The sequence below is a fragment of the Bradyrhizobium sp. USDA 223 genome (assembly GCF_044909005.1).
Classification (GTDB): domain Bacteria; phylum Pseudomonadota; class Alphaproteobacteria; order Rhizobiales; family Xanthobacteraceae; genus Bradyrhizobium; species Bradyrhizobium yuanmingense.
This window is the reverse complement of the sequence record NZ_JBIYDR010000001.1, coordinates 2866213-2886333: the sequence shown is the minus strand read 5'-3', so window position 1 is coordinate 2886333 and position 20121 is coordinate 2866213. Positions and strand designations below refer to the sequence as shown.

Here is a 20121-nt window from a genome sequence, read left to right as displayed (position 1 = left end):
TCTGGCCTGATCCGTCGTCCTCGAACCCACTGCAAGGCGGGTGCGACGAAGGCTTGCGCGTCCCGCGCCAGGGAGAGGGAATATGAAATTGGCAGAATTCATTGCAGGCATCGACGTTGGCGCGGAGCAACCAACCGAAGCCGCGCTCACCGCCTTCGAGACGTCCATCGGCTGTCGCTTGCCGGACGACTATCGCCGCTTCCTGCTGGCCTGCGCCGGCGGCTATCATCAGGGGGGCGCCGACTTCAACTGGCCGCATGGGGACTGGGCGGGTTCGGTGCAGGAGGTGCTGGGATTGCGGACCGACGAGTGCTCGCTGGTGCAGACGCGCCAGACACCGCAATGGCCGACCGTCGATGAGCTGCTGTGGATCATGAGCGATCACGGCGGCAACCCGATCTGCATGACGATCGACAAGGCCCATTTCGGCAAGATCTGGTTCATGGACCACGAGATGGCCGAATACGAAAAGCCCTGGACACTGGCGCAGGCGATGTCCGATCAATGGGGCTATGTCCTGCCGCTAGCACCGACGTTTAGCGATTTCATCGCCGGCCTGTACGAGGAAGCAGCGGCCGCCTGAGGCGAGGCCGGGCCGAGCGGGCGGGTCCGCCGCGACATGCTGGGTCCAGCTGGTCCACGGTATCCGGTGCAAGCCCGACCTGTCTTTTCCGTCGCTTGAACTCCGCTCCCGGAACGGGCAAACGGTTCGACAAGAAACCGTGGCCCAAGCCATCCATTCGACGCTGAGTTCAAGGGAGACCCATCATGAAACGCCGTACATTCCTCCAAGGTGGTGCGGTCGCCGGCGCGACCACGCTGGTTGCGGCCCCTGCGATCGCGCAGAGCATGCCCGAGATTAAATGGCGCCTGACGTCGAGCTTCCCGAAATCGCTCGATACCATCTTCGGCACGGCGCAGACCTTTGCGAAATACGTTGCCGAGGCCACCGACAACAAATTCCAGATCCAGACTTTTGCGGCCGGCGAGATCGTTCCCGGCCTGCAGGCGCTCGATGCGGTCAGCACGGCATCGGTCGAGATGGCGCAGACCCCGCTCTATTTCTACATCGGCAAGGAGCCAGCGCTGGCCTATGCCACCGGCGCGCCGTTCGGCATGAACCATCGCCACCAGGAATCGTGGTGGCATTTCGGCGGCGGCGCAGACCTCACCAACGAGGCGCTCAAACCGTTCAAGGCGCACGCCATCCTCTGCGGCAATTCCGGCACCCAGATGGGCGGCTGGTTCCGCAAGGAGATCAAGACCGTCGACGACCTCAAGGGTCTCAAATTCCGCATCGCAGGCATGGGCGGCCACGTGCTGGCAAAGCTCGGCGTCGTGCCGCAGCAGATCGCCGGTGGCGACGTCTATCCAGCCCTCGAGAAGGGCACGATCGATGCCGCCGAGTTCGTCGGTCCCTATGACGACGAGAAGCTCGGTTTCCAGAAAGTCGCCAAGTACTATTACTTCCCCGGCTGGTGGGAAGGCGGCGCCATGCTGCACATGATCGTCAACGACGAGAAATGGGCTTCGCTGCCCAAGCAATATCAGGCGATCGTCAACCAGGCGGGCGCGGCGGCCGGCGCCTGGATGCTGGAAAAATACGACAGCGTGAATCCGGCGGCGCTCAAGCGCCTGATCGCAGGCGGCGCGGAGCTGAAGGCGTTCCCGCAACCGGTGCTGGAGGCCTGCTACAACGCGACCCAGGAGCACCTGAACGAGCTCGCTGCCAAGAGCGACCTGTTCAAGCGGACCAAGGAGAGCCACGACGCGTATATGAAGGAGGTGCTGTTCTATACGCAGATCGCGGAGAATTTCTACGACAACTATCTGCTCAGCAAGACGCGCAGCAAGACCTGAGCGGAAGAGACGAGGGGGCGGTGTTTACGCCGCGCCCAGCTTCGTAGCCCGGATGAAGCGCAGCGCAATCCGGGAGAGTGCCGGGTGAGGCGCGAGACCCGGATTGCGCCAACGGGCGGCGCGTCGCGCCGACCGTTGGCTCCATCCAGGGTACAGGACTTTGCATCCGCTCACGTAACCGCACGGAGGCATTAACCAGCCATTAACCATATCGGCCGCATCGTTAACCATTCAATAACAGGGAACGAGTCGGCCGCCATGGAGGCTGCAGCAAAGGTCCAACGTCAGATGGTGCGCCTGCGCGGGCGCTCCTATGTGGCTTTCGTGTTCACGCCGACGGTTCCGGTGCAGGACTGGCTGCACGAGATCGACGCCACGATTGCGCGCTCGCCCGGCTTTTTCGCCGGCCGGCCGGTGGTGATCGACCTGTCCTCGGTCGATCTCAGCCAGGCCGGCATCGGCCATCTGCTCACCAGCCTGCAGGACCGCAACATCCGCGTGCTCGGCATTGAGGGTGTGGAGGAGGGAAGGCTGACGCCGATGATGCCGCCGCTGCTGTCGGGCGGACGCAGCTGCGTGGTCGAGCCGAGCGCGTCGAAGAAGGCCGAAGCGAAGGTCGAGACCAAGCCGACGTCGCTGCTGCTCGAATCCCCGGTGCGCTCGGGCCAGACCGTGATCTTCCCAGAAGGCGACGTCACCATTCTCGGCTCGGTCGGCTCGGGCGCCGAGATCGTCGCCGGCGGCTCCATCCACGTCTACGGCGCGCTGCGCGGCCGCGCTATGGCGGGCGTCAACGGTCACACCAGCGCGCGCATCTATTGCCAGAAGATCGAGGCCGAACTGCTTGCAATCGACGGGTTTTATCAAACCGCCGAGGACATCGACGAGGCCCTGCGCGGCAAGCCGGCGCAGGCCTGGCTGCAGGGGAATACCATGCGAATTACAGCACTGAACTGACCAGCAAAGGAGACATTTCAAATGAGTAAGGTACTGGTCGTGACATCAGGGAAGGGCGGGGTCGGCAAGACCACGACCACCGCCGCGCTGGGAGCGGCGCTCGCGCAGCGCGGCGACAAGGTCGTCGTCGTCGATTTCGACGTCGGCCTGCGCAACCTCGACCTCGTGATGGGCGCCGAACGCCGCGTCGTGTTCGATCTCATCAACGTGGTGCAGGGCGTCGCCAAACTCCCGCAGGCGCTGATCAAGGACAAGCGGCTGGAGAATTTGTGGCTGCTGCCGGCGTCCCAAACCCGCGACAAGGACGCGCTGACGGAGGAGGGCGTCGGCAAGGTCATCGCCGAGTTGCGCAGCCGGTTCGACTGGGTGATCTGCGACAGCCCCGCCGGCATCGAACGCGGTGCCTCCATGGCCATGCGCTTTGCCGACGAGGCCGTGATCGTCACCAATCCGGAAGTCTCCTCGGTGCGCGATTCCGACCGCATCATCGGCATGCTCGATTCCAAGACGGTGCGGGCCGAGAAGGGTGAACGCGTCGAGAAGCACATCCTGATCACCCGCTACGATCCCTCGCGCGCCGCGCGCGGCGAGATGCTGACCATCGATGACATCCTGGAGATCCTTGCCACGCCCTTGCTCGGCATCATCCCCGAGAGCCAGGACGTGTTGAAGGCCTCCAACGTCGGCACGCCTGTGACTCTGTCGAATGCCGATGGAGCGCCGGCACGAGCCTATATGGACGCCGCCAAGCGCCTCTGCGGCGAGAACGTGACGATGCACGTTCCTGCCGAGCGCAGAGGATTTATGGACCGCCTGCTGCGACGGAGGGCTGCATGAGCATGGGTCTGCTTCGACTTCTCCGCGGCAAGAAGGCCACAGCGCCGGTCGCACGCGAACGGCTGCAGATCCTGCTTGCCCATGAGCGTGGAATACGCGGCCAGCCCGATCTGCTCGGTGTGCTGCGTGAGGAAATTCTCGCTGTCGTGTCCAAGCATGTGACGCTGGACCCGACCAAGGTCATCGTCCGGCTCGAACGCGGCGACGAGGTCTCGACCCTCGAGGTCGACATCGAGGTGCCCAACGACTTCGAGCGCAAGAAGGTGGCGGTCGCGTAGAGCGCAGCTTCACGTTTTGGGGTGGGTGAAAAGGCGGTCCGCCGGGCATGGCGGGCCGCCTTTGTCTTTGCCGCTCACATCGACGTCTTGGACCTGACATCGACGGAACGCGCCCCACGCCTCGATCGTTGTGAGCGACCCCCCGGCGGCGTTGCGCCGTCTTTGGTCACACGGGAGAGCGCCCATGATGTCCGAGGTCCAGGTCCATACACTTGCCCGGCAAATGCTCGAACAGCACGGCTTTGCTGCGATCGCGAAGGCCGCTGAGCAGGCCCAGGCCTGCGAGGGCCGCGGCGAAGTCGACGAGGCCAGGGAATGGCGTCACATTGTGGACGCCATGAAGATCATGCGCGGCCCGCATCACAGCTGACATTCGAACGCGCGAGTTTCAACGCTCCCCGCGATCGGCGCCTTGCTGCGGCGTGCGATTCTGTGTCTGGGGCTGCCCGCGCTCGCCGGCTTCCTTGCAGGGCAGCGGTTCCCACGAGCCGTCCGGCGCCTGCTGATAGGCACTGCAGGATGGCGAGGTGGACTTTTCCCCGCCCTTCTGGGCGTCGGAGTTTCTCGCCAATGCGGGCGCAGTCAGCACCGCGGCGGCTGCGATCGCGCCGGCGAAAACGAAATGGATACTCCGCATGAGGACCTCCTGTTCGAATCCGAAAAGAGGCCGCATGCTTTCGAGGATTGTGACGATTTTGGGCCGCGGCGGAGATTCCGTCGCGGCGTGCTTAACGCGGTGAAGCCGGCGCGCTAGCCACCCTTGCTGCGGATCAGGCCGGCGAGATTGGTCTTCTGGGCTTCGCACCAGCCGGACATGCCGAGGCGGCGCTGGTCCAGGTCGGTCGCCTTGGTCGCGATCGCGACCTCCGCCATCAGGTCATCGTCCTGCTTCTCGCCCATCTTGCCGCCGGTGTGCATCCAGGCGATCGCTTTGCGCACCTTCTCGGTGGTGCCGTCGGGTAGCTGCATCTGCTGCGCCCTCTGCACGAGGTCCTGATAGGCGAGATCGGTGTTGGGACACTCGACCTTGGCGGCGAAGGCCTGCAAGACCATCGTCACATAGGTCGATCGCGGCGGCGCATCGCCAGCGAGGGCCGGGGCGGCCAACAGCAACAGGCCCGTCATCAGAAAACCGGTTCGCATCCTTGGGACCTCCTCCATTTTCTCGAGAGGCTAGCGTCCGCCGCGCTGCTCGGCAATGGGATCGGGACACAATTGTCGCCGCTCGGCCGAGTAGGCTAACCTGCGCTCCCCAGCATCGGAGCGCGACATGAGCCTGTTCAGCACGCCGTTCGATCCCACCCGCGACACCGCGCTCGTCACCGGCGCGGGCAACGGCATCGGCCGCGCGATCGCGCTCGGCCTGGTCGGCGAGGGCATCCGTACCGTGTTCGCGGATGTCAGCGCGGAGCGGGTGCGCGCCGCGATCGGCGCGAGCGAGAGGCCAGATCTCGCCGTGCCCTGGGTCGGCAATCTTGCCAGCCTCGAGGCCTGCGATGAGCTGCTGACATCAGCACATTCCGCGCTGGGCGAGGTCACGCATTTCGTCCACAGCGCCTCGCCGCCGCGGCGCGAGGCGGATCACTTGCTCGCAGTCGATCGCAACATCTGGCAGGAGATGCATGCCGTCAATCTCGATGCCGGCTTTCACCTGGCGCGCGGGCTCGCCAAAGGTCTGATCGCGGCGAAGCGGCCGGGCTCGTTCCTGTTTCTGACCTCGCTACATGCGGGCACGCCGCGCAACCTGGCGCATTACTCGACGGCAAAGGCCGCCATGGCGATGCTGGTGAAGGAGCTGGCCAAGACGCTCGGACGCTACGACATCCGCGTCAACGCTCTAGTTCCCGGCGCGATCGCAGCCGGCGGGTTCGTCGCCGATCCCGCGCTGGCGCGGCACATTCCGCTCGGACGCCTCGGTGAGGCCGGGGATCTCGCACCGATGGCGCTCACGGTGCTGTCGAACAAGCTGTCCGCTTACGTCACCGGCGCGGCCTTCGTCGTCGACGGCGGATTGTCGCTGACGAACTGGTTCGAAGCACCAGTGCTGGATTAGCCTAGCGCTGCCAGGCCGGCACCGGATCGAGCGGCGTGCGATAGAGCTCGTTGTGATCGCGATCGGTGACGCGCACCGCGCAACCCTTCTGCTGCAGCTCCGGCTTCACCTGCGACAGCTCGCAGGCCAATTGATCAGCGCGATCGGAGGCAACCTCGATGTCCTCGAGGATGATTCCACCCTGGTTCTTGAACTCTTCACCAACCACGAGATCGAAATAATAGTAGGGCATCCGAATTCCCCGGTGTGACGATCTGAGCTTCAGTGCAAGTCTCAACACATGTCGGATGGTACCACTGAGTCGACCTCTATCGAATGAACAGAGCGCGCAATCTCTGGGCTTATGGCGCAGAAATGATGTGCAGCGTGCGGGCTCGTTAAGAATTTATTAAATATGCCTGCGCGATCATTAAGGCATGGAATTGCAGCAGAACCGGGCTCCGGGAACCGGCAGCTGCAAGAGAAGGCCGCCGGCATAGATCCCGACGGCCTTTTCTCTTGAGCGAGACGTCGCTCACCGTAATCGCCCGGAGTTAACGCTTCACATCGACTCGGACAGCGTGCGCGGGACGTCGGCGTTATTCTAACGCAGCGGCATCGGCGGACGAACGATAGGTCCGTCGTCATCGGCAACGGCTTGCGTCGTCGTGGTCGGCGCAGCCGGCGGCGCGGCGGCGGCCTGCGTTGACGGCGGCGGAGGTGCGAGCGGTGCGGGCGAAGAAGCCGGCATGTAGGTCCGCGTTACAGGCGGCTTGGGCTTGCGAACCGGCGGCGCCGCGGGCTGCGACGGGACCGCGGCTGCGCGTGCGCGCGGATCAACCGGCGGCCGCGCTTCGGTGACCGGCTTCGCTGCGGGTGGCCTCGCCATCTCGCGCGCCATCTGCTCCTGTCCGGCCTTCAACTCGGCGATGTTGGCCTTGAGCTGCTCGATCTGCTGCGCCATGGCGGCGAGATCGCGTGTCATCGATTGCACCGACTGCGCCGCGTCGACGGGCTGTGGTGCCGCGGGCGGAGCCGCAGCAAGCTGAGCTGCGGGCGGCGCAGCAGCTTGATCCACCGTTTGGTTGGGCGCGGCTTCCGCTGCGGTCGGCGCAGCCTGGGCGGCGGCGACCGGCGCGCTTTGCTGCGGTGTCGCAGACAGCAACGAGGTCGTCGGCAGCAGCGAGGTCAGCGCCGGGGTCCATTCGGCCAGCAACTGCTTTGCTGTGTCGCCGTGCTTCTCCCAGGCGATGCTGGCGGCCACGCTGGCGCCGGCGAGCAGGAACGTGACGAACGCCCCGCGCAGCCACTTGCCGACGGAGGACCGCTTCTTCATCACGGGACCATCGCTGGACGTGACGCGGACAGCGGTGTCGATCGACGGTGCCGCAGTGGATTTTCCGTAGACGACGTTGATGCTGGGCTCGGGCGCGCGCGCCGGCTCCAGAGTGAACTTCGGCGCGACCTTGGGCTGCGGGGCAAACTTGGGTTCCGGGGCAAACCTGGGCTCCGGACGCGGCGCGATCTCCGGCGCCAGCTCAGGCGACACGCTGGCGGGGCGCGAGGCCCGCACGATCTCGGGCGAGATCTGGACCGCGTCGTGAGGATCGTTGTCCTTGACCGTGTCTTTCACGATCTCATCGACGATTTGCTTGGCGTTCAGCGTCGCGAGCATCGCAGCTCCTTTGAAGCCCAGTGTTCGAGGTTAAGGCATCCGCATTGGCGCGGGGCTGATCCGAGGTGAGCCCATCCCCGGTCCCCATGCCGCACGAGTCCAGCCGGGTTTGACCAAAGCAAGGCGAGGGGATGGAGATGATGCGACACTCTTCCGCCCTTTGTGGTGATGGAACCCGATTTGCCGAACACGCGCATGTGTTCCTGCACCGCCTTGTTTTCAGCACGATTTTGGCAATATCTGACGACGTTGGGGGCGTTGTTATTCCGCTATTGGGGGGCCGGCGGTGCCAAGATCTCTACTCGTTTTGTTCGTCGCAGCCCTGTTGCCGCTCGGCGGCTGCATGCAGACGACACTTTCGCCATCGACGGATGCGAGCATGACGCCGCGCGACCGTCAGTTGCTCGCGCACGCGCCTTACGCGAAGGCGAACGTGCCCCAGCAATATCTGCGTCACATCGTCGATTATCATCGCAAGGAGCTGCCGGGCACGATCCTGGTCGATACCGACGCGCGCTACCTCTATTACGTGCTGCCCGAGGGCAAGGCGATCCGCTACGGCGTTGCGGTCGGCGAGGAAGCCATGGCGTTCTCCGGCGTCGCGCGAGTCGGCCGTTTGGCGGAATGGCCGGACTGGGTCCCGACCGCGGATATTCAGGCGCGACTCGGTCCCTATCCCGCGCGCGTTCCCGGCGGTCCCGCCAATCCGCTGGGCGCGCGGGGCATCTATCTCTATGTCGGCAACAAGGACACGCTCTATCGCATCCACGGCACCAACCAGCCCGAATATATCGGGCAAGCGATCTCGTCCGGCTGCATCCGGATGCGCAATGAGGACGTCATCGATCTCTACGACCGGGTGAAGCTCAATTCGATGGTCGTGGTGCTGCCGCCGGGGCAGAGCGCGCAGGCCGCGGCGGGCGGGCGCTGGCGCGGCTGAGGTCTGCGCCGGTCAGTTCGAGTTTTGGTGCGTTGTCACGCTCTAGTTCTCAGGCCGGGCGACCCGCCATTGCAGCGTCGTGGCGTTGCCGTTGGCGTCGCCCGGCGCCTTGTCGGCGGGCGAGGTGTAGAGCGGGCGATAACGGTAGGCCCACATCTTGCTGCCGTCGTTGCGGCTGATCACGGTGAAGTCGCCGACGGCCCTGGCGTCGGCCGTTGCGGCGAGCGGCACCCAGCTCTCGATGCATTTGCCGTTGCAGTTCGACGTCTTTCCCGTGGTGTCGCGCTCGTAATAGTAGAGCGTCATGCCGTTGAGATCGACGAGCTTGGGCCCCTGCTTGGTCAGGATCACCTTCGCGGGAGCCGTTGGCGCCTCGACCTTCGGCGGAGGAGGATCGCCGCCGCCATGGCCCCCTGCGACCGCCTGAACGGTCGAGAGCGCGACGGCCGCGGCCACAACGAAGAACCTGAACATCCGAAACTCCGCCCCGCAAAGTTAATCGCGCGTTAAGCGCCCCAATGCGGCCGACGTTAGCAGCCGAAGGTTAGTTCCTGGTTTCGTGCGCTGCGACAATTACGGACATGGTCCGCGATCAGAGCTGCGTATCGCGCAGCGGCGCGCGGCTGAGCTCGTTGCCGGCGGCGATCGCCTTGCGCAGCAGCCGCATCAGCTCCTCACCCTCTTTCGCGCTGAGGCCGCGCAGCATGATGCGCTGCGCGGATTCGACGGCCGGGGTGATCTTGCGCAGCGTGCGGCGGCCCTCGTCGGTGATTTCGAGCTCACGCGCGCGGCGGTCGCGGCTGGAGGGGCGCCGCTCCGCGAGGCCCTTCTGGACGAGGCGATCGATCACGCCGGTGATGGTGGTGCGATCGTAGGCGATCAATCCGGCGAGCGTCACCTGATCGAGCCCTGGATTGGCCTTGATGGTCGCAAGCGCCGCGTATTGCACCGGCGTGAGATCGAAGCCGGCATCCCCGACCTCGGCCAGAAACACCGCGACCGAGATCTGCTGGAAGCGGCGTGCCAGATGTCCGGGCATGTCGTTGTTGTCTTTCACCGAAATCTCCTCCGGGGCAGAGCGGTGCGGATCATTTGACAAGTATACTGATAGTCAGCATACTGAGCAATAACCAAACAGAATTTGGCGGGAGAGGTGCTCATGCAGTTCCATCTCAATGGATTTCAGCCGGGCGACCCTGAAATCGCCGATCCTGCCGCGCGCGTTCAGGCATCGGGAGCGGCGGGCGCCGTGCCTGGCGAGGTCGATGTCCTCATCGTCGGCTGCGGGCCGGCCGGCCTGACGCTCGCCGCCCAGCTCGCGCAATTCCCCGACATCAGGACCTGCATCGTCGAGCAGAAGCCGGACCGCCTGCTGGTCGGTCAGGCCGACGGCATCGCCTGCCGCACCATGGAGATGTTCCACGCCTATGGCTTCAGCGAGCGTGTGCTGAAGGAGGCCTGTTGGGTCAACGAGACCACGTTCTGGAAGCCGGATGAAGCGGCGCCGGAGAAGATCGTCCGCAGTGGCCGGGTGCAGGACGTCGAGGACGGGCTGTCGGAATTCCCGCACCTCATCCTGAACCAGGCGCGCGTCCATGATTGCTTTCTCGACGTCATGCGCAAGTCGCCGGCGAAGCTCGCGCCGTATTACAGCCGACGCGTGCTTGATGTGAATGTCGATCCGGCCGCCGGTGCCGACGATCATGCCGTGACCGTGCGCCTCGAACGCGTCGATGCCGCGAACGAGGGCAAGGTCGAGACGATCAAGGCCCGCTACGTCGTCGGCTGCGACGGCGCCCGCAGCACGGTGCGCAAGTCGATCGGGCGCGAGCTGCACGGTGATTCCGCCAACCACGCCTGGGGCGTGATGGACGTGCTGGCGGTGACCGATTTTCCGGACATCCGCTTCAAGTCGCTGATCCAGTCGGCCAAGGACGGCAGCCTGCTGATCATTCCGCGCGAAGGCGGCTACATGGTCCGCATCTATGTCGAGCTCGCCAAGCTCGATGTCGGCGAACGCGTCGCCAATCGCAACATCACCGCCGATGACGTGATTGCGAAAGCGCAGCGGGTCCTGAAGCCGCATCGGCTTGAGGTGAAGGAGATCGCCTGGTGGTCGGTCTACGAGATCGGCCAGCGCCTCACCGACAAGTTCGACGACGTGCCGGAGGGCGAGATCGAGACGCGCCTGCCGCGCATCTTCATCGCCGGCGATGCCTGCCACACCCACAGCCCGAAGGCCGGGCAGGGCATGAACGTTTCGATGCAGGATGCCTTCAATCTCGGCTGGAAGCTCGCCGCCGTGCTGCGGAGGCAATGTGCGCAAAGCCTGTTGCATTCCTACTCGGCCGAGCGCCGGGCAGTCGCGAAGGAGCTGATCGATTTCGATCGCGAATGGGCTGATATCCTCGCCTCCGCCGCCAAGGCCGGCGGCGCCGATGCCGCCAAAACGCAGGACTATTTCGTCCGGCACGGACGTTTTACCGCGGGCACGGCAACGCATTACAAGCCGTCGATACTCACCGGCGCGGCCACGCATCAGCACCTTGCGCAGGGCCTCATTATCGGCACGCGCTTCCATTCCGCGCCGGTGATCCGGCTGGCGGACGCCAAGCCGGTGCATCTCGGCCATGCCGCACGGGCTGATGGCCGCTTCCGCATCTACGCGTTCTCGCCCGCTGAGAACCCCGCAGCGTCGGGCTCGGCCATTCGTGCCTTGTGCAATTTCCTCGCGGAATCCCGGAAGTCACCTATCCGTCGATATACGCCTGTTGGAGCTGACATCGACAGCGTGATCGATCTGCGCGCGGTGTTTCAGCAGGACCATCGCGAGCTCGCCATCGAGGCAATGCCGCCGATGTTGCTCCCGAGCAAAGGCCGTTACGGCTTGTACGACTACGAGAAGATGTTCTGCCCGGATCTCAAGAGCGGCCACGACGTCTTCACGATGCGCGGCATCGATCGGGCTGCCGGCTGCATGGTCGTGGTGCGGCCCGACCAGTATGTCGCGACCGTGCTGCCGCTCGACGATTTTGCCGGGCTCGCATCGTTCTTCGATGCCTTCATGCTGCCGGCGAGCTGACGCCGAAAGCGCCGCGTGGGCCGTGCCGCCCGCGATGCCGCATGCGGCGCAGCCGAGCTAGCACTGGCTGCAACGAAAGCCCGGCCCTCGTGCCGGGCTTACCGCTTGCGCGCGCCCTCCGGTTCCGTGCGCGTACAATTTAAGAAAGTTCTTCGCGGGCAGATTTCATCGATCGTAATATGTCTATCCAAAGCTGTAAGCATCCACTCGGGGCAGCGGGGCACCGGAGGATGACGATGAGACAGAACCAAGCGGAGACGCGCCGTCAGCAAAATGTCGCGAAGCGGTCGATGACCAAGGAGGCCAAGCAGCTGGCCGGCCTGATTGCCGGACTGCGCGAATCCCTCGAGGAGATCCACAAGGAGCGGGCGGGCACCAAGCTGTCGGGCGCAGAAATGGGACTACTCGATGAGCGTCGCAACAATCTGCTGCTCACCATCGCAGCCCTCAATGACCGTCTTTCGGCGGTGCAGGGCCTCATCAATCTCGGCCGCCCGCACATTATCCGCGTGCACTAGCGCCGATCCGAGGCAACGAGATCGCTCTGTTGCGACGGCACGGGGCCGGCCACAGGCCTCGTGGATGGCACGAAATTGCCACGCTCCCGGCGAATTGCCGCCAAAGCCCGCTGCCACGAGAAGGCCGGGTGCAGGGCGACGCAAGGGGATGCGAATTGGCCTACAAGATGGTCGCAGAACGCGACAACGAAAAGTACAGTTTCGCCCGCGAGAGCCGATTGCTCATCGTAGCGAAGGCGAAAGTGTGGGCGAGCGAGGGGTGGCGGGTGGTCGTCACCGACCAGGATGGCAAGGCCTACGCGCCGTCCGAGCTCGATCAGCTGTCCGCAGCGTGATGGTGGAGCGCGGCCTGGACCTTCAGAGCCGGTGCCGCGCGCATCAACGCACGGTGGTCTCCGAGAACAGGTTGATGATCACCACCCCTGATACGATCAACGCGATGCCGACGAAGGCTGCGGCGTCCAGGATCTGACGGAACAGCACGAAGGAGACGGTGGCGGTCAGGATGATGCCGACCCCGCCCCAGATCGCATAGGCGATGCTCAACGGAATCACCCGGATCGCCACCGAGAGCGCGTAGAACGAGGCGACGTAGAACAGCACCATCGCCAGCGTCGGCCAGGGACGGGTGAACTGCGCGGACTGCTGCAGGAACGCCGACGCGGTGACCTCGAACACGATGGCGAGGGCGAGAGCCGCATAGGCGTTGAAGGCGGAGGTCATGAGCCTCTCGGCGTGAGGAAGATACCGCGCGGGTCGCGAATATCACGTGCGAATGACGAACCTGCGACATTGCCGACGGTGTCCGGTGACTTCCGCTCCAGTCGACGCGAAGCCGCCGCGCGACGGGCGTGCGGCGGCTCGAGATGTCCCGATCCTTCGATGCGATCTTAATTGATCCGGACCGAGAGTTCGACATCTTCGGCAAAGGGCGTGGACATGTAGCCGCTGCCGGGTGCGCGCACCCGCGCCAGATAGTCAGGGCTATCGTCGGCGTTGTCAGCGACGATAATCGCCCCCGGCCGGAGACGGCCTTCGACCAGATCGAGGATCCCGGGGTAGAGCGCCTTGGCACCGTCGAGCAACACTAGATCGATCGTTTCGGGCAGATCGGTGCTGAGCGTCTTCAGCGCGTCGCCTTCGCGGATGTCGACGAGATCGATCAAGCCGCCGGCCGAGAGGTTGTCTCTCGCCCGGGCTACCTTGGACGGCTCGAACTCGCTGGTGATGAGGTGCCCCCCACCGTTGTCGCGCAGGCCCGCGGCAAGGTGCAGTGTCGAGATGCCGAACGAGGTGCCGAACTCGACGATGGATCGGGCGTGGGAGCTGCGCGCCAGCATGTAGAGCAGCGCTCCGGTCGCGCGCGAGACCGCGAGCGGTGCGTCCTTCAGGCGTCCATAGAGATCGCGATATTCGGTCATGCTCCGCATCATCCGCTCCCGCTCTGCGTCGGACAGGTCTGCGACTGCGGCTTCCGTTGCTTCGCTTGCTGCCTCGGCTTCGCTGAACAGGCGATCCAGTAGCGGCGCAAGCGAAGCGATGGTCGGGGTGGTCATTCGAAGTCTCCAGAGTTGGCGAAAGAAGCGCGTGCTTGCGCGTCGTTTGAAATACGACTAATTCGTCGCATTTCCTATTCGCATTGCCGGAGCGACCCATGGCCGACCGTCGAAGCCGTTCAATTTCCTCGCGAAAACAGCCGCAACAAGCCCGCTCGATGGAGCTGGTGGCGGCCATTCTGGATGCGGCTGTTCAGGTTTTGGCGAAGGAGGGCGCGCAACGTTTCACCACGGCGCGGGTGGCTGAGCGGGCCGGGGTGAGCGTCGGGTCGCTCTATCAATATTTTCCAAACAAGGCCGCAATCCTGTTTCGTCTCCAGAGCGACGAGTGGCGGCATACGAGCGAGCTGCTGCGCGATATCCTCGCCGATCGCGCCAAGCCGCCACCGGCGCGGTTGCGCGCGCTGGTCCATGCCTTCATCCGCTCCGAGTGCGAGGAGGCTGCGATCCGCACGGCCCTCAACGACGCCGCGCCACTCTATCGTGACGCACCCGAAGCGCGCGAGGTCCGGGCGGCCAGCAAGGGCATCGTCGATGCCTTCATGCGAGAGGCGCTGCCCAAAACTTCCAATGCGACGCGGGGTCTCGCCGGCGAGCTGATCACGACCACGCTCAGCGAGGTCGGCAAGCGATTTTCGGAGACGCCACGCAGTCATGCCGAGATTGCGCATCATGCCGACGGCCTTGCCGACATGTTCTGCGCCTATCTCGGGGAATTGGGCCGACGCTGAAGCGAGATCCGGGCGACACTTGCATCGCTCCACGTTTGTCCGTACGGACCTCTTTCATGCTCGTCATCTCCATCCAGAGCCAGGTGGTCCACGGCCATGTCGGCAACAGCGCGGCCGCCTATGCCATGCAGGCGGAGGGCGTGAACGTCGCTGCGGTGCCGACGACGCTGCTGTCCAACCATCCGCGCTATCCGAGCCTGCGCGGGCGGGTGCTGGAGACCGAGCTCGTCGCCGATCTCCTCAAGGGCGTGGAGGAGCGCGGCCTGGTCGACGAGGCCGCGGTGCTCGTTACCGGCTATCTCGGCTCGCCCGGCAATGCCGCCGTGATCGCCGACTTCGTCGAACGGGCGCGCACGCGGAATGGAAAGCTCGTCTATCTCTGCGATCCCGTGATCGGTGACGACGGCCGCGTCTATGTCGCGGACGGCATCCTGGACGTGCTCCGCCACCGGCTGCTGCCGGCGGCGAACCTGACGACGCCGAACCAGTTCGAACTCGAGCTGCTCTCTGGCGCCGCAATTGCCGACGCCGAGAGCCTCAGCGCGGCCTGCGCGGTGCTGGCTGGGGCAGGCACCGACGTCGTCGCCACCGGGTGCACCCTCGCTGACACGGCGGCGGGGCAGGTGGAGACGATCCTGTGCACTGATGGGCGATTGTCGCGCTTTGCGACGCCGCGCCTGCCGATCCGTCCCTACGGCACCGGCGATCTCCTTACCGGGCTGATCGCGGCGCATCTGGCCAAGGGCGAAGCAATGGAGTTGGCGGTAGGGCGCGCGGTCGACACGGTCTTTGCCGTGCTGGTACGCACGCAGGACGCCGGCTCGGCCGAGATGCGGCTGGTCCCGCTGCCGACGGCAGAGCGCAAGCCGTAAACCGTCAGGTCGCGCGCTTGCCGGCCGATTGCGCCGACTTCTGCGGCTTGGCCGCCGAGCCCTTGTGCTCGCGCGCGACGTCAGCCTTCGGCGGCTTGGCGCTCGCGAGGCCTTGTGTCTTCTTCGGCTTGGCGCCGGCAACGTCCTTGCGGTCGGAGGTGCCGCGCTTCGAGATATATTCCTGGCCGTCGATCGGGCCGACATGGGGCGGATCGCGGCCGAGATAGGGTCGGCCGATGCCGTACGCCTTGCCGTTGGCATCGACCCACTTCCACAGGATTTCGGTCGAGACCCAGCGCTGCGCCCGGTTGCTGCCTTGCGTGCTGACGATGTCGGCCGCCATGCCGTGACCGTAGCCGCCGCGCGTGCTGCCGCCGTGATAGGAGCGGTTGGAGGCGGCCTTCAGGCCGCTCGCGATCGACTGGCGATAGTCGTCGCGGAACGCGCTGGTGATGCCCGGCGAGAGACCGGCCGCTTCGGCCGCGAGCATCATGCGGAACAGCTTCTGCTTGAAGCTCTTGTCCATGCCGCCGATAACGTAGTCCATCATCGACATGCCGGCGCGCTCGGCCGCATGCGGATCCTTCCAGGTGAAGTCCTGATCGACCAGCTTGGTGAAGCTGCGCATCACCGTGACGGTCTTGCCCTTGCGCTTGATGGTGACGGCGCGCCGCTCCTGCACCTTCATCGTGTCTTCCTTGGCGGTGCGCTGGTAGAGCGCCCAGAGGTAGCGGTCGATGCAGGCTTCCATGACGAAGCATTCGTCGAGCACGGCGATGTTGTCGGCAGGCGGTGACGCCTTGCGCGCAGGCGCAACGGGGTCGCTCGCGCTCGCCGCGGCCGACAATGTGTCCGTCGTCACGATCTCGGTGGGATCGGCGGATGCGAGCTTGACGGGCTCGGGCGCAGGGGCGGGAGCAATCTCGCTGACGACGGGCTCCGGTTCAGGCAAGATCGGCGGCGCGGGTACGGCTTCCGCCGGCAGGATCAGCGCCGGGTCGGCCGAGGCGAGCTTGATGGTGGAGGCGGGCTCCTCGGGCGTTGCCTCTGCCGGCGCGGCAGGGGCCGCAGCGACGGCGGCGGCGATGTCGGCGGTCAAGGCGAAGCGGTCCTCAAGGGTCGCAGCGCGCGGCACGTCGGCGAGGTCGATGCGGCCGAGATCCTTGGCGTGCGAGATCGCAGCTACATTGGCGCCGCTATTCTCGATGAGCGCAGGCGCATAGGCGGAGAGAGACAATGCCAGCCAGCCGGCGACAACCGCCGAGGGACACGATAACGCCACCAGAAGAGACCGCCGATCGTTCATGATCCCTGCCTCCAAACGGTCTGCTCGAACAATCCTGCCCGAACAGTGATGATGCAAACAGTCTGACGAAACAGTCGCACGGAAAGGCACGCAGCACGTCGATTGTTCGGGCCACGGTGTGGCGGCGCAATGGCGCAAATCGGGGCGTGCGGGCTTTTCGGGGCAACTGTGGCCGAAGTGCAACGCCCGGTTCCATTTGACGCTGCCGCAACTTTGTTGCGGCTGGTGCGTTGGAGGCGCCATGACGCATCCCTCGCTTCGTCCCATGGACGCCTTCGACCCCACCGAGCCCGCCATCCTGCACGATCGTCTCTCCGACACGATCATCACCTGGACCGCCGACCAGGCCGAGGACTACCGCCGCGCCAGCCGGCCTGGCGCGGATGGAACCGTGGCCTGGAAGACCTATCTCTTCGATGGCTGGGGCAACGTGCTCGGCGGCTGAGCACTTCCTCTGGAGGCGCCGCGTCGCAGCGGGCGCGATTCGTCCAAATCCCTGGACGCTTTAGGCATAACGTCATGCACCGCATGCGATGTTGCAATGCGGCGGTGTATGTCGCGTTGCAGCAAAATGCGCCTAAATAGGCTCCGACTCTCAAACTTCGGAGCATCACCAATGAACAAGAAGACCTTGTCGATCGCCGCCTTCCTGACGATCGCGGGCGGTACCGCGGCTTTCGCCGCCGAGCTGCCGACCTATGAGGCCAACGGTTTCCCGGTTTCCCCGCTGCAGGTGCGCGTGCTCGGTGCCGCACATGTCGAGCAGCGGGTCGCAACGCCAAGCGCAATCGCCTCGGTCCACCAGGCGAAGGTGCTCAGCCCGCGCAAGGTGAAGACCGCGGACGTGATCACTGGCGCGGGCCGCTAAGCTCGCCGCGCGCGCAGGCTTGACGGCGAGCGGCCGTAGAGTTCGGCGAAGGCGGCGTTGAACCTGCGCAGGCTGCCGAACCCGGCCTGGAATGCGATAGCGGTCATGCTGTCATCGCCGGCATCGAGCAGGCGCTTGGCGCGCTGGACGCGCAGTGTCTTGGCGAGTTGCTGCGGCGTAGCGCCGACATGGCGCTCGAACAGGCGCGCCAGGTGACGCGACGAGATGCCGAGCCGCGTCGCGAGATCGACCACCGAGCCTTCATCGAGCGCGCCGTCATCGATGAGCCTCATGGCCCGGGCCACCGTGGAGCGTGTGCCGTTCCAGGCCGGGCAGAAAGGAGCGGTCTCGGGACGGCAGCGCAGGCAGGGCCGGAAGCCGGCGGCCTCGGCAGCCGCAGCCGTCGGATAATAGACCACATTGCGCGCCAGCGGCTGCTTGGCCGGACAGACCGGCCGGCAATAAATGCCCGTGGTCTTCACCGCCGTGAAGAAGCGGCCGTCATAGCGGGGATCGCGGCGCAGGCGCGCGGCGTTGCAGACATCAAAGCTCAACATGATCGCATGGTAGCGCATGAGGTCGGCGGCGGAAGGGCAGCCGGATGACCGAGTCCGATTGCGGCGAGCCGCGGCGCGCACCGCGGCCTAGAAGGCGGTTCTCATCGCAACACGGCCGGAGACCCCATCGTGACCAGCCCGAGAGACGTCGTACTGAACGCCTGGAACACCTTTTCGTCACGCGATCCCGAGCGCATCGCGGCACTCTTCACCGAAGACGCCGAATGGATCGCGCCGAAGGGCAATGCCACCGCCATCGCGCTCGACCACACCGATCACATGAAGGGGCCGCACCAGATCGCCCGCTTCATCGCGCAGGAGATGCACCGATTGTTTTCGAACATCGATATCGCGTTCCGCGGCGTGTATGTCGACGGCGATGTCGTGATCGTGGAGGAGCGGATGCGCGCCACGCTGCCCGGCGGCAAGCCGTACGAGAACGAGTATTGCTTCGTGTTCGAGGTGGTGGGCGACCGGATCAGGCAAGTGCGGGAATACATGGATACGCGCAAGGGATGGCGGATGGTCTTCGACGAGGGGCTGTAACACGCGCAGTCGGCATTGCCCTCGCGTGACAGCCCTGCAGCCGCGTGGGTTGAGCGGCTCAGCGAGCCGACATATCGAGAGATCCATGGATCAGCGGACGAGCGGCGCCGACGCTCAGAAGAAGGATGCCGCGCCGGCACTGCTCGGCGTGGTCTGCGGGCTTGCCGCGGCGCTGTTCTGGGCGCTCGGCTTTGCCGCCACGCGGCATGGCCTCAAGGCCGGCTTCACGCCGGTCGATCTGCTGGTGCATCGCTATGTCTGGTCGGGGATCGCCTTCCTGCCCCTCGTGTTGCGCGCCGGACTCTCCGATCTTTGCGGCATCGGCTGGGGCAGGGGGCTCGTGCTGATGGTGCTCGGCGGTCCCGTGATGTCGCTGATCTCCTACAGCGGCTTCCTGTTCGTCCCGCTCGGCCATGGCAGCGTGATCCAGCCCTCTTGCGCCACGCTCGGCGGCCTCCTGCTCGCGGCGGTCGTGCTGAAGGAGCGGATCTCCGCCTCGCGCCTGACCGGCGCGCTCGTCATCGTCGGAGGCCTCGGCGTGATCGGTGCGGAATCGATCGGCCACATCGGCGCCGACGGCATTCAGGGCGATCTGATCTTCGTGCTCGCCGGGTTCATGTTCGCCGGCTTCGGCGCGATGCTGCGCCGATGGCGCGTCTCGGCCGTGCCGGCTGCGCTCGTCATCAACGTGCTGTCGCTGCTGCTGGTGCCGGTCTACGTCGCCACGGTCGGCCTCGCCCACATTGCATCAATTGGCATGACCGAGAACGCCATCCAGGCGCTGGCGCAGGGCGTGCTTGCCGGCCCCGCGGCGCTCTATCTCTATGCCGTCTCGGTCCAGCGTCTCGGCGTCGCCCGCGCCGCGGTGTTTCCGGCCTGCGTGCCCGCACTGACGCTGCTCACGGGCTGGTTGCTGCTCGGCGAGCCGCCGACGATGCTGCAGATGGCAGGCCTCGTGACGGTGCTGTGCGGGTTCTACCTGGCGCAGCGGCAAAGCTAGCGGGCCTCACGCCTTCTTCACGAACTCCGACTTCAGATTCATCGCGCCGATGCCGTCGATCTTGCAGGCGATGTTGTGGCCGTCGCTGGCGTCCTGCAGGCGGATGTTGCGCACCTTGGTGCCGCCCTTGACGACCGAGGACGAGCCCTTGATCTTGAGATCCTTGATCACGATGACGCTGTCGCCGTCGGCGAGCAAATTGCCGTTGGCATCGCGCACGCCCGCATCCTGCGCCGTGTCCGCGACCGCGTCCGCCGCGCCGCTCCATTCATGGCCGCATTCCGGGCAGACCCAGAGATCGCGGTCCTGATAGGCGTGTTCGGAATTGCAGGTCGGGCATTTCATCGTGTCGGTCATGGCAGGTCTTGTCTCGCGCTTCGTTCGCGGCGCGACCGTAGAGGCGGGAACCGGGAAAGCAAGCAAAAGCTGGCAGGTGCTCGCGGCCGATTCTGAGCCTGAGGGGCAATCGAGGGCCGGCTCAAGCAAGTGTTGCGAAAACAACCCCA

Annotated in this window: 28 protein-coding genes; 17 read left to right on the top strand and 11 right to left on the bottom strand. The window is 65.3% G+C overall.

Translation table 11 applies throughout. The features are described 5' to 3' along the window. The first annotated feature begins 82 nt into the window (after positions 1–82). From ABIA40_RS13295 to ABIA40_RS13270, 6 genes are all read left to right on the top strand, one after another. A complete protein-coding gene (locus ABIA40_RS13295; RefSeq protein ID WP_404541440.1) occupies positions 83–583 on the top strand; it encodes an SMI1/KNR4 family protein in 501 nt (166 codons plus the stop codon). Positions 584–768: 185 nt separating this feature from the next. After that, entirely contained in the window at positions 769–1860 is a 1092-nt protein-coding gene (locus ABIA40_RS13290; RefSeq protein ID WP_157287464.1) for a TRAP transporter substrate-binding protein, read from the top strand. 258 nt (positions 1861–2118) lie between these two features. Then, entirely contained in the window at positions 2119–2817 is a 699-nt protein-coding gene (gene minC / locus ABIA40_RS13285; protein ID WP_275499248.1) for a septum site-determining protein MinC, read from the top strand. Positions 2818–2838: 21 nt separating this feature from the next. Beyond that, positions 2839–3654: a septum site-determining protein MinD gene (gene minD, locus ABIA40_RS13280; RefSeq protein WP_036022837.1), complete on the top strand. Its 816-nt coding sequence runs from the start codon at positions 2839–2841 to the stop codon at positions 3652–3654. Further along, positions 3651–3932: a cell division topological specificity factor MinE gene (gene minE / locus ABIA40_RS13275; RefSeq protein WP_157287460.1), complete on the top strand. Its 282-nt coding sequence runs from the start codon at positions 3651–3653 to the stop codon at positions 3930–3932. Before minD ends, minE begins: the two co-directional genes overlap by 4 nt. A gap of 184 nt (positions 3933–4116) precedes the next feature. Further along, the gene (locus ABIA40_RS13270) at positions 4117–4302 is read left to right on the top strand and encodes a hypothetical protein (RefSeq protein ID WP_271546830.1); all 186 of its coding nucleotides are present in this window, start codon (positions 4117–4119) and stop codon (positions 4300–4302) included. 18 nt (positions 4303–4320) lie between these two features. On the opposite strand, the gene ABIA40_RS13265 is transcribed toward ABIA40_RS13270, so the two are convergent. Further along, positions 4321–4569 (bottom strand): hypothetical protein, encoded by a 249-nt coding sequence (locus ABIA40_RS13265; protein WP_404541438.1) that lies wholly within the window; start codon positions 4567–4569, stop codon positions 4321–4323. Between the two features lie 113 nt (positions 4570–4682). Then, positions 4683–5075: a hypothetical protein gene (locus ABIA40_RS13260; protein WP_271546826.1), complete on the bottom strand. Its 393-nt coding sequence runs from the start codon at positions 5073–5075 to the stop codon at positions 4683–4685. Positions 5076–5202: 127 nt separating this feature from the next. On the opposite strand from ABIA40_RS13260, the gene ABIA40_RS13255 reads away from it, so the two are divergent. Then, on the top strand, positions 5203–5985 hold the full coding sequence (locus tag ABIA40_RS13255) for an SDR family NAD(P)-dependent oxidoreductase (RefSeq protein WP_271546824.1): 783 nt from the start codon (positions 5203–5205) through the stop codon (positions 5983–5985). 1 nt (position 5986) lies between these two features. On the opposite strand, the gene ABIA40_RS13250 is transcribed toward ABIA40_RS13255, so the two are convergent. Both ABIA40_RS13250 and ABIA40_RS13245 read right to left on the bottom strand, forming a co-directional pair. Continuing rightward, positions 5987–6217, bottom strand: a complete 231-nt coding sequence (locus ABIA40_RS13250; RefSeq protein WP_025035960.1) for a DUF6894 family protein — start codon at positions 6215–6217, stop codon at positions 5987–5989. A 351-nt stretch (positions 6218–6568) separates the two neighbouring features. Continuing rightward, the gene (locus ABIA40_RS13245) at positions 6569–7639 is read right to left on the bottom strand and encodes a hypothetical protein (RefSeq protein WP_404541436.1); all 1071 of its coding nucleotides are present in this window, start codon (positions 7637–7639) and stop codon (positions 6569–6571) included. A 343-nt stretch (positions 7640–7982) separates the two neighbouring features. Between ABIA40_RS13245 and ABIA40_RS13240 the strand changes: the two genes are divergently transcribed. Further along, entirely contained in the window at positions 7983–8579 is a 597-nt protein-coding gene (locus ABIA40_RS13240; protein WP_404541434.1) for a L,D-transpeptidase, read from the top strand. Between the two features lie 42 nt (positions 8580–8621). Here the strand turns inward: ABIA40_RS13240 and ABIA40_RS13235 are convergent, their stop codons facing one another. Both ABIA40_RS13235 and ABIA40_RS13230 read right to left on the bottom strand, forming a co-directional pair. After that, entirely contained in the window at positions 8622–9053 is a 432-nt protein-coding gene (locus ABIA40_RS13235) for a hypothetical protein (RefSeq protein WP_404541432.1), read from the bottom strand. Between the two features lie 118 nt (positions 9054–9171). After that, positions 9172–9636 (bottom strand): MarR family winged helix-turn-helix transcriptional regulator, encoded by a 465-nt coding sequence (locus tag ABIA40_RS13230; protein ID WP_271546818.1) that lies wholly within the window; start codon positions 9634–9636, stop codon positions 9172–9174. Positions 9637–9738: 102 nt separating this feature from the next. Here ABIA40_RS13230 and ABIA40_RS13225 point away from each other — a divergent pair, with 102 nt between their 5' ends. The 3 genes from ABIA40_RS13225 (at position 9739) to ABIA40_RS13215 (ending at position 12514) form a co-directional block, all read left to right on the top strand. Continuing rightward, on the top strand, positions 9739–11661 hold the full coding sequence (locus ABIA40_RS13225) for an FAD-binding monooxygenase (protein WP_404541430.1): 1923 nt from the start codon (positions 9739–9741) through the stop codon (positions 11659–11661). A 236-nt stretch (positions 11662–11897) separates the two neighbouring features. Beyond that, positions 11898–12179, top strand: a complete 282-nt coding sequence (locus tag ABIA40_RS13220) for a hypothetical protein (protein ID WP_036000293.1) — start codon at positions 11898–11900, stop codon at positions 12177–12179. 128 nt (positions 12180–12307) lie between these two features. Next, on the top strand, positions 12308–12514 hold the full coding sequence (locus ABIA40_RS13215; protein ID WP_036000235.1) for a hypothetical protein: 207 nt from the start codon (positions 12308–12310) through the stop codon (positions 12512–12514). Between the two features lie 43 nt (positions 12515–12557). Here the strand turns inward: ABIA40_RS13215 and ABIA40_RS13210 are convergent, their stop codons facing one another. Continuing rightward, a complete protein-coding gene (locus tag ABIA40_RS13210) occupies positions 12558–12902 on the bottom strand; it encodes a multidrug efflux SMR transporter (protein ID WP_157287445.1) in 345 nt (114 codons plus the stop codon). Positions 12903–13069: 167 nt separating this feature from the next. Then, positions 13070–13735 carry an O-methyltransferase gene (locus tag ABIA40_RS13205; RefSeq protein WP_404541427.1) on the bottom strand — a complete coding sequence of 222 codons (666 nt, stop codon included), beginning with the start codon at positions 13733–13735 and terminating at the stop codon, positions 13070–13072. Positions 13736–13833: 98 nt separating this feature from the next. On the opposite strand from ABIA40_RS13205, the gene ABIA40_RS13200 reads away from it, so the two are divergent. Further along, entirely contained in the window at positions 13834–14466 is a 633-nt protein-coding gene (locus tag ABIA40_RS13200; RefSeq protein WP_404541425.1) for a TetR family transcriptional regulator, read from the top strand. Between the two features lie 56 nt (positions 14467–14522). After that, positions 14523–15338 carry a pyridoxal kinase gene (gene pdxY / locus ABIA40_RS13195; protein ID WP_275499235.1) on the top strand — a complete coding sequence of 272 codons (816 nt, stop codon included), beginning with the start codon at positions 14523–14525 and terminating at the stop codon, positions 15336–15338. Positions 15339–15342: 4 nt separating this feature from the next. Here the strand turns inward: pdxY and ABIA40_RS13190 are convergent, their stop codons facing one another. Next, a complete protein-coding gene (locus ABIA40_RS13190) occupies positions 15343–16644 on the bottom strand; it encodes a hypothetical protein (protein WP_404541423.1) in 1302 nt (433 codons plus the stop codon). A 241-nt stretch (positions 16645–16885) separates the two neighbouring features. Between ABIA40_RS13190 and ABIA40_RS13185 the strand changes: the two genes are divergently transcribed. Both ABIA40_RS13185 and ABIA40_RS13180 read left to right on the top strand, forming a co-directional pair. Further along, positions 16886–17089, top strand: a complete 204-nt coding sequence (locus tag ABIA40_RS13185) for a hypothetical protein (protein WP_025035973.1) — start codon at positions 16886–16888, stop codon at positions 17087–17089. A gap of 171 nt (positions 17090–17260) precedes the next feature. After that, entirely contained in the window at positions 17261–17512 is a 252-nt protein-coding gene (locus tag ABIA40_RS13180) for a hypothetical protein (RefSeq protein WP_275499232.1), read from the top strand. On the opposite strand, the gene ABIA40_RS13175 is transcribed toward ABIA40_RS13180, so the two are convergent. Then, positions 17509–18069 (bottom strand): bifunctional transcriptional activator/DNA repair enzyme AdaA, encoded by a 561-nt coding sequence (locus tag ABIA40_RS13175; protein ID WP_074447944.1) that lies wholly within the window; start codon positions 18067–18069, stop codon positions 17509–17511. The genes ABIA40_RS13180 and ABIA40_RS13175 overlap by 4 nt on opposite strands. Positions 18070–18198: 129 nt before the next feature. Here ABIA40_RS13175 and ABIA40_RS13170 point away from each other — a divergent pair, with 129 nt between their 5' ends. Both ABIA40_RS13170 and ABIA40_RS13165 read left to right on the top strand, forming a co-directional pair. Continuing rightward, positions 18199–18615 (top strand): nuclear transport factor 2 family protein, encoded by a 417-nt coding sequence (locus ABIA40_RS13170; protein WP_404541421.1) that lies wholly within the window; start codon positions 18199–18201, stop codon positions 18613–18615. Between the two features lie 85 nt (positions 18616–18700). Next, complete coding sequence (locus ABIA40_RS13165) at positions 18701–19615, top strand: DMT family transporter (RefSeq protein WP_404541419.1); 915 nt, start codon at positions 18701–18703, stop codon at positions 19613–19615. Positions 19616–19621: 6 nt separating this feature from the next. Here the strand turns inward: ABIA40_RS13165 and ABIA40_RS13160 are convergent, their stop codons facing one another. Next, entirely contained in the window at positions 19622–19972 is a 351-nt protein-coding gene (locus ABIA40_RS13160; protein ID WP_404541417.1) for a zinc ribbon domain-containing protein YjdM, read from the bottom strand. Between the last annotated feature and the right edge of the window lie 149 nt (positions 19973–20121).

What these genes read in the sequence shown, in the direction of transcription:
- ABIA40_RS13265 (WP_404541438.1), bottom strand. Translation starts at nt 4,569, where the DNA reads ATGCGGAGTATCCATTTCGTTTTCGCCGGCGCGATCGCAGCCGCCGCG.
- ABIA40_RS13245 (WP_404541436.1), bottom strand. Translation starts at nt 7,639, where the DNA reads ATGCTCGCGACGCTGAACGCCAAGCAAATCGTCGATGAGATCGTGAAA.
- ABIA40_RS13260 (WP_271546826.1), bottom strand. Translation starts at nt 5,075, where the DNA reads ATGCGAACCGGTTTTCTGATGACGGGCCTGTTGCTGTTGGCCGCCCCG.
- ABIA40_RS13270 (WP_271546830.1), top strand. Translation starts at nt 4,117, where the DNA reads ATGATGTCCGAGGTCCAGGTCCATACACTTGCCCGGCAAATGCTCGAA.
- ABIA40_RS13175 (WP_074447944.1), bottom strand. Translation starts at nt 18,069, where the DNA reads ATGTTGAGCTTTGATGTCTGCAACGCCGCGCGCCTGCGCCGCGATCCC.
- ABIA40_RS13210 (WP_157287445.1), bottom strand. Translation starts at nt 12,902, where the DNA reads ATGACCTCCGCCTTCAACGCCTATGCGGCTCTCGCCCTCGCCATCGTG.
- ABIA40_RS13160 (WP_404541417.1), bottom strand. Translation starts at nt 19,972, where the DNA reads ATGACCGACACGATGAAATGCCCGACCTGCAATTCCGAACACGCCTAT.
- ABIA40_RS13225 (WP_404541430.1), top strand. Translation starts at nt 9,739, where the DNA reads ATGCAGTTCCATCTCAATGGATTTCAGCCGGGCGACCCTGAAATCGCC.
- ABIA40_RS13200 (WP_404541425.1), top strand. Translation starts at nt 13,834, where the DNA reads ATGGCCGACCGTCGAAGCCGTTCAATTTCCTCGCGAAAACAGCCGCAA.
- minC (WP_275499248.1), top strand. Translation starts at nt 2,119, where the DNA reads ATGGAGGCTGCAGCAAAGGTCCAACGTCAGATGGTGCGCCTGCGCGGG.
- ABIA40_RS13180 (WP_275499232.1), top strand. Translation starts at nt 17,261, where the DNA reads ATGAACAAGAAGACCTTGTCGATCGCCGCCTTCCTGACGATCGCGGGC.
- ABIA40_RS13240 (WP_404541434.1), top strand. Translation starts at nt 7,983, where the DNA reads ATGCAGACGACACTTTCGCCATCGACGGATGCGAGCATGACGCCGCGC.
- pdxY (WP_275499235.1), top strand. Translation starts at nt 14,523, where the DNA reads ATGCTCGTCATCTCCATCCAGAGCCAGGTGGTCCACGGCCATGTCGGC.
- ABIA40_RS13290 (WP_157287464.1), top strand. Translation starts at nt 769, where the DNA reads ATGAAACGCCGTACATTCCTCCAAGGTGGTGCGGTCGCCGGCGCGACC.
- ABIA40_RS13295 (WP_404541440.1), top strand. Translation starts at nt 83, where the DNA reads ATGAAATTGGCAGAATTCATTGCAGGCATCGACGTTGGCGCGGAGCAA.
- ABIA40_RS13250 (WP_025035960.1), bottom strand. Translation starts at nt 6,217, where the DNA reads ATGCCCTACTATTATTTCGATCTCGTGGTTGGTGAAGAGTTCAAGAAC.
- minE (WP_157287460.1), top strand. Translation starts at nt 3,651, where the DNA reads ATGAGCATGGGTCTGCTTCGACTTCTCCGCGGCAAGAAGGCCACAGCG.
- ABIA40_RS13190 (WP_404541423.1), bottom strand. Translation starts at nt 16,644, where the DNA reads ATGAACGATCGGCGGTCTCTTCTGGTGGCGTTATCGTGTCCCTCGGCG.
- ABIA40_RS13220 (WP_036000293.1), top strand. Translation starts at nt 11,898, where the DNA reads ATGAGACAGAACCAAGCGGAGACGCGCCGTCAGCAAAATGTCGCGAAG.
- ABIA40_RS13235 (WP_404541432.1), bottom strand. Translation starts at nt 9,053, where the DNA reads ATGTTCAGGTTCTTCGTTGTGGCCGCGGCCGTCGCGCTCTCGACCGTT.
- ABIA40_RS13205 (WP_404541427.1), bottom strand. Translation starts at nt 13,735, where the DNA reads ATGACCACCCCGACCATCGCTTCGCTTGCGCCGCTACTGGATCGCCTG.
- ABIA40_RS13165 (WP_404541419.1), top strand. Translation starts at nt 18,701, where the DNA reads ATGGATCAGCGGACGAGCGGCGCCGACGCTCAGAAGAAGGATGCCGCG.
- ABIA40_RS13255 (WP_271546824.1), top strand. Translation starts at nt 5,203, where the DNA reads ATGAGCCTGTTCAGCACGCCGTTCGATCCCACCCGCGACACCGCGCTC.
- ABIA40_RS13185 (WP_025035973.1), top strand. Translation starts at nt 16,886, where the DNA reads ATGACGCATCCCTCGCTTCGTCCCATGGACGCCTTCGACCCCACCGAG.
- minD (WP_036022837.1), top strand. Translation starts at nt 2,839, where the DNA reads ATGAGTAAGGTACTGGTCGTGACATCAGGGAAGGGCGGGGTCGGCAAG.